Source organism: Lysobacter enzymogenes (assembly GCF_900106525.1).
GTDB lineage: Bacteria > Pseudomonadota > Gammaproteobacteria > Xanthomonadales > Xanthomonadaceae > Lysobacter > Lysobacter enzymogenes.
Genome location: NZ_FNOG01000005.1, coordinates 303,715 through 320,315, shown reverse-complemented (window position 1 = coordinate 320,315; position 16,601 = coordinate 303,715). Strand labels below are relative to the sequence as shown.

Genomic DNA, 16,601 nt, shown 5'->3' with positions numbered 1-16,601 from the left:
CCATGGCCTTCTCGACGCTGTTCATCCGCCGCCCGGTCGCCACCTGCCTGCTGATGGCGGCGGTGGCCTTGCTCGGCGTGCTCGGCTATCGCCAGTTGCCGGTGTCGGCGCTGCCGGAGATCGATGCGCCCAGCCTGATCGTCACCACCCAATACCCCGGCGCCAGCGCGCCGACGATGGCGGCGCTGGTGACCACGCCGCTGGAGCGCCAGTTCGGCCAGATCGCCGGGTTGGCGATGATGACGTCCGACTCCTCGGCGGGTTTGTCGACCATCGTGCTGCGCTTCGACCTGGACCGCGACATCGACGTCGCCGCCCAGGACGTGCAGTCGGCGATCGCCCAGGCCAAGGGCGTGCTGCCGGCGAACCTGCCGTATCCGCCGGTGTACAACCGGGTCAATCTGGCCGACGCGCCGATCCTGACCTTGAAGCTGAGCTCCGACAGCGTGCCGCTGCGCGAGGTCAACAACTACGCCGATTCGATCCTGGCGCAGAAGCTCTCGCAGGTGCAGGGCGTGGGCCTGGTGTCGATCGCCGGCAACGTGCGCCCGGCGGTGCGGGTGCAGGTCGATCCGGCGCAGTTGTCGAATCTGGGCCTGACTTTGGAAGACCTGCGCAGCGCGCTGACCCAGGCCAACGTCAACGCGCCCAAGGGCACGCTCAACGGCAAGACCCAGTCCTACAGCATCGGCAGCAACGACCAACTGCGCGACGCGGTGGAATACCGCAACACCGTGATCAGCTACCGCAACGGCGCGCCGGTGCTGCTGCAGGACGTGGCGCGGGTGATCGACGGCGTGGAGAACGACCAGCTCGCCGCCTGGGCCGACGGCCGCCCGGCGGTGCTGCTGGACGTGCGCCGCCAGCCCGGCGCGAACATCGTCGACACGGTCGAACGCATCCATCGCTTGATGCCTGAGCTGCGCGCGGTGCTGCCGGCCGGCGTGCGCCTGGAGGTGTTCGCCGACCGCACCACCACCATTCGCGCCTCGGTCGCGGACGTGCAGTTCACCCTGGTGCTGACCGTGGGCCTGGTGGTGGCGGTGATCTTCGTATTCCTGCGCCGGCTGTGGGCGACGCTGATACCGTCGGTGGCGCTGCCGCTGTCGCTGCTGGGTACGTTCGCAGTGATGGCCTTCGCCGGCCTGTCGCTGGACAACCTGTCGCTGATGGCGCTGACGGTGGCGACCGGTTTCGTGGTCGACGACGCCATCGTCATGGTCGAGAACATCGTGCGCTACATGGAGCAGGGCAAGGACAGCCGGCGCGCGGCCGAGATCGGCGCGCGCGAGATCGGCTTCACCGTGGTCTCGCTGACGGTGTCGCTGATCGCGGTGTTCCTGCCGCTGCTGCTGATGCCCGGCGTCACCGGCCGCCTGTTTCATGAGTTCGCCTGGGTGCTGACCATCGCCACCGCGATCTCGATGCTGGTGTCGCTGACGCTGACGCCGATGATGTGCGCCTACCTGCTCAAGCGCGACGCGCTGCCGCTCGAGCACGGCGGCGGCGAAGATGGCCGCCCGGACCGCTGGGCGCGCATCCTCGCCGTGTACGCGCGCACGCTGGACTGGGTGCTCGCGCGTCCACGCCTGATGCTGCTGGTCGCCAGCGCCAGCGTCGCGCTGACCGTGGCGCTGTACATCGTGATCCCCAAGGGATTGCTGCCGGAACAGGACACCGGCCTGGTCGTCGGCGTGCTCCAGGCCGACCAGAACGTCGCCTTCGAGCAGATGCAACAACGCACCCAGGCGGTGGCGGCGATCCTGCAAAAACAAGAAGGCGTGGCCGGCGTTGCGGCTTTCATCGGCGCCGGGCCGGTCAACCCGACCCTCAACCAGGCCCAGCTCAGCCTGGTGCTGGCCGAACGCGGCCGCCGCGAAGGACTCGACGAACTGTTGCCGCGCCTGCGCCGCGCGGTCGTCGACGTTCCCGGCGTCGCCTTGTACCTCAAGCCGGTGCAGGACGTGGCCCTGGACAACCGCGTTGCCGCCACCGAGTACCAATACGCGCTGTCCTCGGTCGATACCCAGGCTCTGGCCGATTACGCCGAACGCCTGACCCAGCGCCTGCGCCTGCAACCGGAACTGAGCGAGGTCGGCAACAACCTGTCCGAGCGCGGCGACGCGCTGCTGCTCAACGTCGACCGGGCCAAGGCCAGCCGCCTGGGCGTGCCGATGCAGACAATCAACGACACCTTGTACGACGCCTTCGGCCAGCGCCAGATCTCGACCATCTTCACCCAGCTCAACCAATACCGGGTGGTGATGGAAGTGGCGCCGCAGTTCCGCAACGCCGGCGCGCTGCTCAACCAGCTCGGCGTGCGCGCCAACGGCGACGGCGCGCTGACCGGCGCCACCGCCACCGCGTTCGGCCAGGCCGCGTCGAGCAATTCGGCCACGCCGGCCGGGATCGGCGGCAGCGGCAATCTCGGCTTCCAGGTCGGCGCCGGCGGGGTGGTGCCGCTGGCCGCGCTGGCCAGCGCCCGGGTCGGCAGCGAACCGCTGGTGGTCAGCCATCAGCAGCAACTGCCGGCGGTGACGCTGGGCTTCAACGTCGCCCCGGGATATTCGCTGTCGCAGGCGGTGGCGGCGATCGCGCGCGCCGAACGCGAACTCGCGCCGCCGCCGCGGGTGCGCGGGCAACTGGTCGGCAAGGCCGCCGAGTTCTCGGCCTCGCTGGCCGACGAGGTGTGGTTGCTGCTGGCGGCGGTGGTGGTGATCTACATCGTGCTCGGCGTGCTCTACGAGAGCTATCTGCACCCGCTCACCATCGTCTCGACCCTGCCGCCGGCCGGCGTCGGCGCGCTGCTGGCGCTGATGGCCTGCGGCATGAGCCTGTCGGTGGAAGGCATCGTCGGCATCGTCCTGCTGATCGGCATCGTCAAGAAGAACGCGATCATCATGATCGACTTCGCCATCGGCGCGCAGCGCGGCGGCATGGACGCGGACGATGCGATCCGCCGCGCCTGCCTGCTGCGCCTGCGCCCGATCCTGATGACCACCGCGACCGCGCTGCTGGGCGCGTTGCCGTTGGCGTTGGGCAGCGGCATCGGTGCGGAACTGCGGCGGCCGCTGGGCGTGGCCATCGTCGGCGGCCTGCTGCTGTCGCAGCTGGTCACGCTGTATACGACGCCGGTGATCTACCTGTCGCTGGAGCGCTGGGCGCAGCGGCTGCGCGATCGGCGCGCGCAGCGCGCGATCGGCGCGGAGCTGCCCCTGGGCGCCTGATCGGCGCGGCCGCGCGCGGCAGGGCGGGGCGGTTTCGTTCCGGCCCAGCGCGGTTTCGTCGCGGCTTCGGCGGCTTCGTCGCGCGCCGCTGGCAGCGCCCGCCGCTGCGGTGGCAACGTGCCCGCACACACAGGCTGCGGGCGATGGCGATGATGATAGAGACCGATTATCTGGCGACGGCGCGCAAGATCCTGCTCGCGGCCTCGATGTTCGCCGGCACGGCGCACGCCGCCGATACCGGCACCGCCGGCGCACGCTGCGCCGAGCCGGCGCCGATCGGCGCTTATCGTCTCGACGACGGCAGTACGCTCGACATCGGCCCGGGCGCCGCAGGCCAGTTGCGCTGGCGCCGCGACGACGGCCGCAGCGGCGCGCTGACCGCGGGCGCCGACGGCATCTGGACCAGCACGCTGGGCTGGACGACGCGCCCCGACGGACACCGCGTGCGCTTCGCCGATTGCGGCCGCGGCGGTCTGCGCTTCGACCGTCTGCACGGACAGCGCATCGCCCTGGTCCAGACCGACACCCGCTTCCAGGGCAGCGGCGTCGAACTCGCCGGCCGCCTGACCCTGCCGCCCGGCGACGGCCCGGTGCCGCTGGTGATCCTGGTCCACGGCGCCGAACGCGAATCGGCCCTGCGCAGCTACTCGCTGCAACGCCAGTTCGCCGCGGCCGGCATCGGCGTGTTCGCGTACGACAAGCGCGGCACCGGCGCCTCCGGCGGCCGCTACACCCAGGATTATCTGACCTTGGCCACCGACGCCGTGCACGCGCTGCGCGAAGCCAAGCGTCTGGCCGGCGCCCGCGTTGGCCGCGTCGGTTACCAGGGCGGCAGCCAGGGCGGTTGGGTCGCACCATTGGCCGCGCGCATCGCGCCGGTCGATTTCGTCGTGGTCAGCTTCGGGCTGGCGGTATCGCCGCTGGAGGAAGACCGCGAAGCGATCGCCTTCGATCTCGAGCGCGCCGGCTTCGGCGGACACAGTGAGGCGATGCGCGGCGCGATGCAGATCGCCGACGCCACCGCGCGCCTGATCGACAGCGGTTTCAGCGAGGGCTACGAACGGCTGGCCCTGCTCAAGGCTCAGTACGCCAAGGAAGCCTGGTATCCGTCCGTGCGCGGCAACTTCAGCTGGTACCTGCTCGGCAACGATGAAGCGATCATCCGCCGCGACGCGCCGCAACTCGTGCCCGGCATCCCCGCGAACTACGACCCGATGCCGCTGCTGCGCAACCTGGACACGCCGCAGCTGTGGCTGTTCGGCGGCCAGGACCGCGACGCGCCGCCGCGCGAGACGCTGCGACGCCTCGGCGAGCTGCAACGCGCCGGCCGGCCGATCGCCACCGCGCTGTTCGCCGACGCCGACCACGGCATGTACGAATTCGAAACCGCCGCCGACGGCGAGCGCCTGTCGACCCGGCAACCCGACGGCTACTTCCGGCTGATGGCGGACTTCATCCGCGGCGAGCGCCTGCAACCGCGCTACGGCCAGGCCGCGCTGTGCGCGCGCAGCCCGTGCTGAGCCGCGGCGGCGCGCAACACGGCGCCGGCGCTTGAAGCTGTCGCGCAATCGTCGACTATCGGGCCGCTCCAATACGCAACGGGTCGGTGCGACGAATATCCAATAATCGTCGGGTCGGGCGGTCGCGCAATAACGGATGGAAAATCGCTTTCGCGGCGCCCGCGCCGGCGCCGCGCCCGCAATCGGTCAAGCGTATACCGTGACGCATCACAGCTTTATTCGATAAGTCCGTAAGCAAAGTGACGCGCCCTCATCGCGAATCGTGACGGCTTCCATTTTGTTCACGCACCTGCAAATTTTATTCGGCTAAGGTGCATGCACGTTCCGGCACGAACGGTTGCTTTTCGTCCGGGACGGGTCCGCAGGCGACCGTGTCCGCACGGCGTTCGCGCATCGCATCTTCCTGCCACATTGCGGCGGTAGGCTGCGCTGCACGACGCGAGGCGATGGACGGCAAGACGGTCCTGCGTTCGCGGACGTACCGGGGAATCAGGCCAGGAATTCAGTAGGACCCCAGCAAAAGTGTGACGCGATCGAAGCGTCACGGGGCGGAGCCTGCCCAGGGTGAAAGTCGGCCGTCGCGTTCGCGGCGGTTTCGCAGTTTCGGCGGTAAATCCCTCCTCAAACCCGAGCCTTGTCCGCGACGTCGCGTGTGCGCCGCGCGGGAGTCAGTCAGCGCAGTTTCCGCAGGATTTCTTGTTATCGATGGCAGACATCGATAGCAATGGCAGCGCTTTGCCTGCGAAAGAAACTCCCCGATTTTCAGGAAATTCTCCGCGCGATCGAGTCCGGCCCTGCGCGCCGCATTCGAGCCACGCGCGCCATTCGCCACCGCTGAGCGCTGCGCGCCGCCCACGCGCGCAGCGCCGATATCGCCCGTCCGACATGCTCAACCACGAACAGCTGATCGAACGCACCGAGTCCTACCTCAAGGCCTTGATCGCCGACGCCGCCGGCCTCGCCGATGGCGGCCGCGCATTGGACGCGACCGCGCCGTTCGGCGAGCTCGGCGTGGATTCCTTCCGCGTGCTGAAGATCATCAAGGCGCTGGAAGGCGATTTCGGCGTCCTGCCCAAGACGCTGTTGTTCGAGAACTTCAACATCGAATCGCTGGCGCGCTACTTTGCCGAGAAGCACGCTGCTGTCGCTGCGGCCAAGTTCGCCGGAGCGGGCGCGGTCGCCGAACCGGTCGCGCCAGCAGCGCCGCGCAGCGCAGCCGCGCCCGCCACGGCCGCCACGGTCGCCACGGTCGCCGTCGCAGCGCCGGTGCAGCGCCCGGCCGAGCCGATCCGCCTGCTCGAACAGGACTTGCCGCACTTCCCGGCGCTGGAAGCGCGCGTGCGCGAACTGTTCGATGCGCACAAGAACGAAGGCTGCGTCTCGCGCGGCACCCGCAACATCGCGCCGAACCTGTTCGTCGGCGCGGCGCAGCGAGGCTACTTCAATTACGCGCGCAGCGGTCATACCGTCCTGGTATATGCATATACCGGCCCGGAAGAGTATTTCGCCGAAATCGCCGGGGAAATGAGCGCCTACTGCGCGCAGCGCGGTTTCCAGTTCAACCTGTTCATCGATCACGCGCTCGAGCGCATCGGCGATGCGGCCTTTACCGCCACGCCGTTCGGCGTGCTGCAGCGCGTGCACGGCCTGCGCGAGTTCAGCCTGGAAGGCGGGGCGATGAAGCGCCTGCGTTACCAGATCGCCAAGTTCGAAAAGGCCGGCGATTGCCGCACGGTCGAATACGCCTGCGGCAGCGACCCGGCGGTGGACCGCGAGATCGCTGCGATCGTCGACCGCTGGTGCGACGGCAAGACCATGGTCAATCCGCTGATCCAACTGGTCCGCGAGGAAATCGTGCAGGGCCGTCTGCATCCGCAGCACCGGCTGTTCCTGACCTGGCTCGACGGCGCCCTGCAGAACGTCATCCTGATTTCGCGGATGAGCCAGGCGCTCAACGGCTATCTGATGGACCTGGAGTTCTATCCGCGCGAGATGCCGCTGGGCGGGCTGGAATACGCCATCGTCAACATCATGCGCACCCTGCGCGAGGAAGGCTGCGACCTGCTGAGCCTCGGCGGCACCTACGGCTGCCGCCTGGAGACTTCGGCCAACGCCGACCCGGCGGTGGACTGCATCCTCGACGACCTGCACAGCCAGGGCATCTTCAACGACGAAGGCAATCTTCAGTTCAAGAACAAGTTCCGCCCGGAGAACCGCACGATCTATCTGTGCCGGCCGGCTGCGGGCAGCGGCGGCGACAACGTGCTCGATCTGATCATGATGATCGCCGATCCGGCGCGGACGCAGACCTCCGAAGCGGACAACCACACCCATCGCCCGGGCGCCGTCGAAGCGGCGCCTGCGCAAGCGACGCCGCCGGCGCCTGCCGCCGCGGCTCGCAACGAAGCGAGCAGCGAAACCCAGGGCGCCTTTGAGGGCCTGCAAGGCCAGCCGCGCTCGTTCGCGCTGGCGCGGCACGGCTTCAATCCGCTCAACCTGCCGTCCTGCGACGTCGAATTCGATCTCAAGACCGACTCCTGGGCGCAGTTGGACAGCGATTACGTCGCGGCCGGGCTGGCCGCGCTGCGCGCGCGTCTGGGCGAGCCGGCGGAGCTGGACAGCGCCTTGCGCGGGCTGTTCCCGTTCCGCCATTTCGTCCTCGCCGGCTCCGGTCGCGACGCCGAGCGCCTGCTGTGCCGCGCCTGGGGCGCGTCCGGCACGGTGCTGCAAAACCTGCTGTTCCCGACCGCGATCTACCACCAGATCGAGTACGGCCTGAGCCCGCGCGAGCTGCCGCATCCGCAGTTGTTCCAGCTCGACGCGCCGTATCCGTACAAGGCCGAGCTCGACTGGCCGGCGCTGCAGCAGGCGCTGGCCGAACCCGGCGCGACGTTCGCGTTTTGCTGGATCGAACTGAGCGACAACGCCAGCGGCGGCCAGCCGCTGTCGCTGGCGCATCTGCGCAAACTCAAGGCGGCGCTGGCCGAGCGCGGCATCGCGCTGGTGCTCGATGCCACCCGCGCGCTGGAAAACGCCCACTACCTCGCTGCGCATTCGCCCGAGTTCGCCGGCCGCGAAATTTGGGACGCCTTGCGCGAGCTGCTGAGCTGCGCCGACGCGGCCACGGTCAGCCTGGCCAAGGACTTCGGCGTGGCCAAGGGCGGCTTGATCGCCTGCAACGACGAAGCGTTGCTGCGCCGCCTGCAAGAGGCCGCCGCGCACGAGGGCGAGGGGCTGGATGCGGTCGAACGCAAACTGCTGGCCCTGGCCTTGAGCGACCGCGACGGCATCGCCGCGCGGATCCAGCGCCGCGTCGCCGCCACCGCGGAGCTGTGGCGCACCCTCAAGCAAGGCGGCGTGCCGGTGGTGGCGCCGGCCGGCGGCCACTGCGTGCTGATCGACGTCAAGGCGATCGCCGCGTTCGCCGGCCTGGAGCGGTCGGTGGCCTCGTTCCTGGCCTGGCTGTACCTCGCGACCGGCGTGCGCGCCGGCGCCCACAGCGTGGGCATGCAGAAGGGCAACGCGCTCGATGCGCTGGTGCGCCTGGCGGTGCCGGTCGGGCTCAAGCCCGAGCAGGCGGCGCAGATCGGCGCGCGCATTGCCGCGGCGCTGGCCGAGCCGCGCGACATTCCCGAACTTCACGGCGGCGACGAACGCCTGGCCGATCCGTATGCGCGCTTCGCGCTGCGGCGTTACCTGCGTTCGAGTGCGGCGCAGGTTGCCGTCGACGCCGATGAAGCGGCGCCCGCCGCGGAAACTCCCGCCGTCGCCATCGCTGTGCCCGCGCCGGTGCGCGAAGACATCGCCGTCGTCGGCATGGGCGGCCGCTATCCCGGCGCCGCCTCGCTCGACGAGTTCTGGGACAACCTGCGCAGCGGTCGCGACAGCGTCGGCCCGATGCCGCGCGAACGGCTGGCGCGGCGCCAGCGCAAGGCGCCCAGCCGCGACTACCGCGGCGGTTTCCTCGACTGCGTCGACCGCTTCGATTCGCTGTTCTTCAACATCTCCCCGCGCGAAGCTGAAGTGCTCGACCCGCAGGAACGCCTGTTCCTGGAAGTGGCCTGGGAAACCCTGGAAGACGCTGGCTACTACCCGGAACTGCTCGCGCAGGATCCGCGCACGCGCAAGGTCGGCGTGTTCGTCGGCGCGGTCTGGGCGATGTACCAGATGCTCGGGGTCGAGGAAAAACTGGCCGGGCGTCCGCTGACGCCGAACTCGTTCTTGTGGAGCGTGGCCAACCGCGTGTCCTATTGGATGAACTTCAGCGGCCCCAGCCTCAGCGTCGACACCGCCTGTTCCTCCAGCCTGACCGCGCTGCACCTGGCTTGCGAGGCGATCCGCAACGGCGATTGCACGGCCGCCCTGGTCGGCGGCGTCAACCTCGACCTGCACCAGCACAAGTTCGACATCAATAACGCTGGCGGCGCGCTCTCGCCCGACGGCGTGTGCAGCAGCTTCGGCGCCAGCGCCAACGGCTATGTGGCCGGCGAGGGCGTCGGCGCGCTGCTGCTCAAGCCGCTGTCGCAGGCATTGGCCGACCGCGACCAGATCTACGGCGTGATCCGCGGCGCGGTGGTCAACCACGGCGGCCGCACCAGCGGCTACACCGTGCCCAACCCGCGCGCCCAGGGCGAGCTGGTGGCCGCGGCGCTGGCCAAGGCCGGCGTCGATCCGGCCAGCGTCGGCTACATCGAAGCGCACGGTACCGGCACCGAGCTCGGCGATCCGATCGAGATCGCCGGCCTGAGCCAGGCTTTCGCCAGCGCCGGCTTGCCGGCGCGCGCGTGCGCGGTCGGCTCGGTCAAGACCAACATCGGCCATCTGGAAGCCGCCGCCGGCGTGGTCGGCGTGAGCAAGGTGCTGTTGCAGATGCGCCACCGGCAACTGGTGCCGTCGCTGCACAGCGCCGAGCTCAACCCGCACATCGATTTCGACGCCACGCCGTTCTACGTGCAGCGAGAGCTGCAGGACTGGACGCCGCGCGGCGCCGTGCCGCTGCGCGCGGGCGTCAGCTCGTTCGGTGCCGGCGGCGCCAACGCACATGTGGTGATCGAACAGTACCGGCAGGCGGTCGACGAAGAACCGGTGCCGGCGCCGCTGCTGTTCCCGCTGTCGGCGCGCACGCCCGAGCAACTGCGCGAGATGGCCCAACGCCTGCGCGCGCACCTGCTGCGCGATTTCGTCGCCCACCGTACGGTCGATATCGCCTATACCCTGCAGCACGGGCGCAAGACCTTCGAACACCGGCTGGCGCTGATCGCCAGCAGCCGCGACGAGTTGATCGCGCGCCTCGACGCCTTCCTGTCCGGCGCCGTCGATGCCGACGCGCTCAGCGGCCATGCCCGCGGCGGCGAAGGGCTGACCAAGCTGCTCGATCGCAGCGAAAGAGAACAACTGCTGGACCTGCTGGCGCGCAATCGCGACCCGCGCAAGCTCGCTCAACTGTGGATCGAAGGCCTGCTGCCGGATTGCCGCGGCCTCGCCGCCGATGCCGGCCGCCGCGTGTCGCTGCCGACTTATCCGTTCGCCGACAAGCGCCACTGGATCGCTGGCGACGAACCGCTGGCGCTGGCCGGCGCGGCGGGCGCGAGCCTGCATCCGCTGCTCGACCGCAACGAATCGACCTTCCAGCGCCAGTTGTTCGCCAAGCGCTTCCGCGCCGACGAGTTCGTGCTCGCCGATCATCTGGTCTCGGGTCGGCCGACTCTGCCGGGCACGGCTTATCTGGAGATGGCGCGCAAGGCCGGCGAACTGGCCACCGGCTGCGCGGTGCGCGCGATCCGCAACGTCACCTGGATCAGCCCGCTCAGCGCCGAGCCGGGCGCGGCCACCGAGGCCTGGATCGAACTCAAGCCGGCGGCCGAGAGCGTGCAGTTCGAGGTGTTCGGCGAAACCGCCGACGGCGGCAAGCGCTCTTACGCCCAGGGCCGGCTGTTGTTCCGCGGCGCCGACGAAGCGCCGCCCGCGGACGAATTCGTCGATCTCGACGCGATCCGCGCGCGCTGCGCGCCAGCGCTGTCGGGGCCGCAGGCCTATCCGCTGTTCGAAGGCCTGGGCATGCGCTACGGCGCCAGCTTCCAGGCGCTGCAGGAAGTCGCGCGCAATCCACAGGAAGTGCTGGCGCGGCTGCGCCTGCCGGCGCTGCGCGAGGCCGATGCCGGCTTCGAGCTGCACCCGTGTCTGCTCGACGCGGCCATGCAGGCCGGCGTGGTCGCCCAGCTCGGCGACGCCGGCGGCGAGATGAAGGTGCCGTACTCGCTGGGCGAGGTCGAACTGCGCCATCCGCTGAGCGCGGAGTGCTACAGCTATGTGACCCGCGGCGGTAATGCCGGTTCGGCGGTGTCGCGCGACGATGTGACCATCGTCGACGCCGACGGCCGGGTGCTGGCGCGCATCCGCGAGGCGGTCGGCGTGCCGTTGACGCAGGTGCACGAGAAGCCCGCGGCGGCCGCGCACACCGACGGCGAAGAGGTTTTCGAAGAGCTTTACTACAGCCACGAATGGCGCGCCGCCGAACTCGGCGAGGGCGTTGACGACGGCACCGCGCTGTGGTTGCTCGACAGCGACGAGACCCTGTACGCAGCGCTGCGCGCGCGCGGCGTCAATGCTGCGCTGGCAGTGCCGGGCGAGGACTACGCCGATCTTGGTGGCGGCCGTTTCCGCCTGAATCCGCGCGAACACGAGCATTACGCGCGCGCGCTGGCGGCCTTGGCCGCGCAGGGCCGCGCGCCGCAGCGCATCGTCTGCCATTGGGCGAAGTTTGAGGCGCCGCAGGACGACGCCGCGCTCGACGCCGCGCTGGCGCACGCACCTTACGCGCTGCTGGCGCTGGCGCAGGCGCTGGCCGAGAGCAAGCCGACCGGGCGCGTGCGGCTTTGCTGGCTGCATCGCGGCGGCGCGGCGCTGCAGCCGCACAACGAGGCGGTCGACGGCTTCCTGCGCAGCCTGGCGCTGGAGCATCCCAAATTCGACTGCAAGACCGTGGCCCTGGACGAGGCGCCGGCCGAACGCGTGGCGCTGCGGGTGCTGGCCGAACTGGACGCGCGCGCCCAGCTCGAACCGAGCGCGCGCTATCGCGACGGCGCGCGCGAGATCCGCCGCCTGGCGCGGGTCGAACCGGCCGCGCACGTTGCGCCAGCCGCACGCGAGAACCCGGTCTACGTCATCACCGGCGGCGCCGGCGGCCTGGGCCTGCTGTTCGCCGAGCACTTCGCCCGCCAGGGCGGCGCGCGGCTGCTGTTGACCGGCCGAAGCGCGCTGGATGCGCAGCGCGAGGCCGAACTCGAACGGCTGCGCGAACTCGGCGCGCAGGTGATCTACGCCGCCGCCGACGTGTCGCGCGCCGACGAGGCCGAGCGTGTGTTGGCGCTGGCGCGCGACCGCTACGGCCGCATCGACGGCATCGTCCACGCCGCCGGCGTGCTGCGCGACAGCTTCGCCCGCAACAAGAGCGCGCAGGACCTGGACGCGGTGTTCGCGCCGAAGATCCGCGGCGCGCTGCACCTGGACCGCTTCAGCGCCGGCGACGAGCTGGACTGCTTCGTGCTGTTCTCCTCGCTGGCCGCGCTCGGCGGCAACACCGGCCAGTGCGACTACGCCTACGCCAACCACTGGCTGGACAGCTTCGCCGCGCAGCGCGACAGCTTGCGCGCGGCCGGCCTGCGCCACGGCCGCAGCCTCAGCGTGAACTGGTCGCTGTGGGCCGACGGCGGCATGAAGCTGGACGCGCAGACCGAACTGTTCTTCCGCAAGAACCTCGGCATCAAGCCGCTGGACGCGGCGGTCGGCGTGGCCGCGCTGGCCAAGGCGCTGAGCCTGGGCCGCGCCCAGGTCGCGGTGCTGGAAGGCGCGCGCGCCAAGATCGAGCAGGCGTGGGGATTGAACCGCGAGATCGCGGTCGCGCCGCTGACGGCGCCGGCGGTTGCGCTCGTCGCCGCGGCGCCGGCGCAGACGACCGGCAACGCAGGGCAGGGCGATGCGCTGGCCGCCGAAGTGGTCAAGACCCTGTCGGCCTTGGTCATGGACATGCTCAAGCTCGGCGCCGACGAGCTCGACCTCGACGGCATCCTGCTCGACCTGGGCTTCGATTCGATCGGCCTGACCGGCTTCGCCAACGCTATTAACGAGCGCTACGCGCTCGACATCAACCCGGTTCTGTTCTTCGAATATCCCTCGATCCGCGCCATCGCCGGCGCGTTGACGAGCGAGCATGCCGAAGCGGTGCGCAAGGTCCATGCGCTGGCCGGCGCACCCGCCGTCGCCGCGCCGGCCGCTGCGGCTGCGGTCCGCAACGAAGCCGCACCCGCGGCGACGTCTGCGTTCGCGGGCAAGCAATGGCAAGCCCCGAGCGCGCCGGCCGAGGCCGCGGCGGAAAGCGCCGCTGCGCCGGGCTTCGCCCGCGAAGAGCGTTTCGCCCGCGAACCCATCGCCATCGTCGGCATCGCCGGCACCCTGCCGCAGTCCGACGACCTGCACGAGTTCTGGCTCAACCTGGAACAAGAGCGCGACCTGGTCACCGAGATCCCGCGCGACCGCTGGATCTGGGAGGACGTGCACGGCAATCCGCTCAAGGAAGCCAACAAGTCCTACTCCAAGTGGGGCGGCTTCATGCGCGAGGTCGACAAGTTCGACCCGCTGTTCTTCGGCATCACCCCGCGCGAGGCGGAGATGATGGATCCGCAGCAGCGCCTGCTGATCCAGGCGGTGTGGAGCGCGATCGAGGACTCCGGGCACAAGGTCTCCGACCTGTCGGGCACCCGCACCGGCTTGTTCGTCGGCGTCTCGGCCAAGGACTACATCGACGTGATGGCCGAGCACCAGTCCACCCTCGACGGCTATTCGGCCTCGGGAAATTCGCATTCGATCCTGGCCAACCGCGTCTCGTACCTGTTCAACCTGCGCGGCCCCAGCGCGCCGCTGGACACCGCGTGTTCCAGCTCGCTGGTCGCGCTGCACCGGGCGATCGAATCGATCCACACCGGCAGCAGCGAGATGGCCATCGTCGCCGGCGTGCAGGTGATGCTGACTTCGGTCGCGCACATTTCGCTGAGTTCGGCCGGCATGCTCAGCCCCGACGGCCGCTGCCGCACCTTCAACAAGGACGCCAACGGCTATGTGCGCGGCGAAGGCGTCGGCGCGGTGCTGATCAAGCCGCTGGCGCGCGCGCTGGCCGACGGCGACCCGATCCATGCGGTGATCCGCGCCACCGCCGAGAACCACGGCGGCCGCGTTACCAACCTCACCGCACCCAACCCCAAGGCGCAGGCCGAGCTGCTGGTGGAGGCCTACGACAAGGCGCGCATCGATCCGGCCACGGTCGGCTACATCGAATGCCACGGCACCGGCACCAGCCTGGGCGATCCGATCGAGATCCAGGCGCTGAAGAAATCCTTCGCCGACCTGTACGCGCGCCACGGCCGCGCCGCGCCGGCGCAGCCGCACTGCGGTTTGAGCTCGGTCAAGACCAACATCGGCCACCTCGAACCGGCTGCGGGCATGGCCGGCCTGCTCAAGGCGCTGCTGGCGATGCGCCACGGCAAGATCCCGGCGCTGCTGCATTTCGAAGAACTCAATCCTTACATCGATCTGAAGGGCAGCCCGTTCTACATCGTCGACCGCACCGTCGACTGGCCGGCGCCGCGCGATGCCAGTGGTGCGCCGTTGCCGCGCCGCGCGGGCGTGAGCTCGTTCGGCTGGGGCGGCGCCAACGCGCATGTGGTGCTGGAAGAGCACGCGCGGTCCGAGCGCAGCGACGAGGCGCACGCGCCGGTGCCGGTGCTGTTGTCGGCGCGCGACGGCGAACGCTTGCGCGATTACGCCGGCAAGCTCGCCGCGCATCTGCGCCGCGAGCCGGCCGAACGCTGCGATTTGCGCGACCTGGCCTATACCTTGCAGATCGGCCGCGACCCGATGAACGAGCGCCTGGCGTTGATGGCGGCGTCGCGCGAGGAACTGGCGCAGAAGCTGCAAGCCTTCGCCGACGGCGGCGAGGCCGCCGGCCTGCGCCACGCTCGCGTCGCCCGCGGCAAGGACGAGGCCGGGTTGCTCGGCGACGACGAAGACATCCGTCGTTCGGTGATCGCGCAACTGGTCGCGGCCGGCAAGTGGGAGCGCGTGCTCGAGCTGTGGGTCAAGGGCCTGGATCCGGATTGGGCCACGCTGCATGCGGCCGGCGCGTTCGGCGCGTTCGCGCCGCGGCGGCTGAGCCTGCCGACGTATCCGTTCGCGCGCGAACGCTACTGGATCGACACCAGCGCCAAGCCGGCCAAGCCGGCGTCGACGCCCGAAGCGGCGTCCGCCAAGCCCGCGCAGGAACCGGCCCAGCACTTGTTCTTCCACGAGCGCTGGCAGGCATTGGGCCCGGCGCCGGCCGAACCGGCGCGCGCCGCGCCGACCGTGCTGGTGTTCGGCGACGACGCCGACTTCGCCGCCTGCGCCAACGACGCCGAGCTGGCGCACGCCGTGCCGGTGCGCCGCGGCGAAGCGATGCGCGCGCTGGAGCGCGGCTATGAATGCCGCGAAGGCGACGCCGAACAACTGCAATCCTTGCTGCGCGCGTTGCCGGCGGGCGAGGGCGAAGCGCTGGAGATCGTCTACGCCTGGTCGCGCGGCCGCGGCGAAGCCGGCGTGCGCGATCTGTTCGCGCTGTTCACCGCGATCAAACACAGCGGCCGCACGGTAACGCGGGTGGTGCTGGCCGGCGACTACGACCCGCGCCGCGCCGAAACCTGCTGGGATTACGCCTGGATCGGCTTCGAGCGCTCGCTCAAGCTGCATCTGGCGCGCACCGCGATCGCCCTGGTCTATGCCGACGACGGCGCGCTCGATGCGGCCCAGGCCTGGCGCGCTGGCGTGCGCGGCGGCGCGCTGTGGCGCCGCGGCGGCCGCTGGCTGCAACTGTCCTACGCCGCGCACGAACTGCCGGACGAGCCGGTCGCGCCGCTGCTCAAGCACGGCGGCGGCTATCTGATCACTGGCGGCTGCGGCGCGCTCGGCCAACTGTTCGCGCGGCATCTGGCGCGCGAAGCCAATGCGCGTCTGCTGCTGACCGGGCGCAGCCCGATGTCCGAACGCATCCAGGCCCAGCTCGACGAGCTGCGCGCGCTCGGCGCTGTCGATGCGGTGTACCACGCGCTCGACCTCGGCGACGAAGCGGCGATGGCGGCGTGGCCGCAGACGCTGCCGTTCGCGCTGTGCGGCGTGCTGCACGCCGCCGGGGTGGAGTCGCACAGCGCGTTCTTCGAAAAGAGCGCGGCCGACCTCGACGCGGTGCTGCGGCCCAAGACCGTCGGCAGCGCGGCGCTCGACCGCGCCCTGGCCGCACAGCCGCTGGATTTCGTCTGCTACTTCTCCTCGTCCTCGGCCATGCTCGGCGACTTCGGCGCCTGCGACTACGCCATCGCCAACCGCTACCAGATGGCCTACGCCGAACATCGCCGCGGCAGCGGCGCGGCCGGCCGCACCCTGGCGATCAACTGGCCGCTGTGGGCGCAAGGCGGCATGGGCGCGGCCGATCCGGCGCAGACAGCGGCCTATTTGAAGCGCACTGGCCTTGAAGCCCTGCGCAGCGAAGACGGGCTGGCGATCTGGCGCGCGCTGCTGGGCGAAGAGCGCGGCCAGACCTTGGTCATGGCCGGGCAGCCGGGCAAGGTCGGCGCGCTGCTCGACCGGCTCTACGGGCTGGCGCCGGGCGCGCGCGGCGACGGCGGCCGCAGCGAAGTGCAGGCGCTGCTCGGCGGGCTGAGCCGCAGCGCGCCCGCGCGCAGCGCCGGCGAGCTCGATGCGCAGCGGCTGCAGGCGCTGCGTTCTCTCATCAAGGCCGAGTTGCTGGGCCTGCAAGCGGCGGAGAAATGAC

The 16,601-nt window shown here is 70.3% G+C and carries 3 protein-coding genes; all 3 read left to right on the top strand.

What is annotated here, in order from left to right:
• Positions 1-2: 2 nt before the first annotated feature.
• The 3 genes from BLU84_RS14480 to BLU84_RS14470 all read left to right on the top strand — a co-directional run bounded on the left by BLU84_RS14480 (position 3) and on the right by BLU84_RS14470 (position 16,600).
• Positions 3-3,227 carry an efflux RND transporter permease subunit gene (locus BLU84_RS14480; RefSeq protein ID WP_074868429.1) on the top strand — a complete coding sequence of 1,075 codons (3,225 nt, stop codon included), beginning with the start codon at positions 3-5 and terminating at the stop codon, positions 3,225-3,227.
• A 143-nt stretch (positions 3,228-3,370) separates the two neighbouring features.
• Positions 3,371-4,747: an alpha/beta hydrolase family protein gene (locus tag BLU84_RS14475; protein WP_233431146.1), complete on the top strand. Its 1,377-nt coding sequence runs from the start codon at positions 3,371-3,373 to the stop codon at positions 4,745-4,747.
• A gap of 885 nt (positions 4,748-5,632) precedes the next feature.
• Positions 5,633-16,600: an SDR family NAD(P)-dependent oxidoreductase gene (locus tag BLU84_RS14470; RefSeq protein WP_074868428.1), complete on the top strand. Its 10,968-nt coding sequence runs from the start codon at positions 5,633-5,635 to the stop codon at positions 16,598-16,600.
• Position 16,601: the final 1 nt, after the last annotated feature.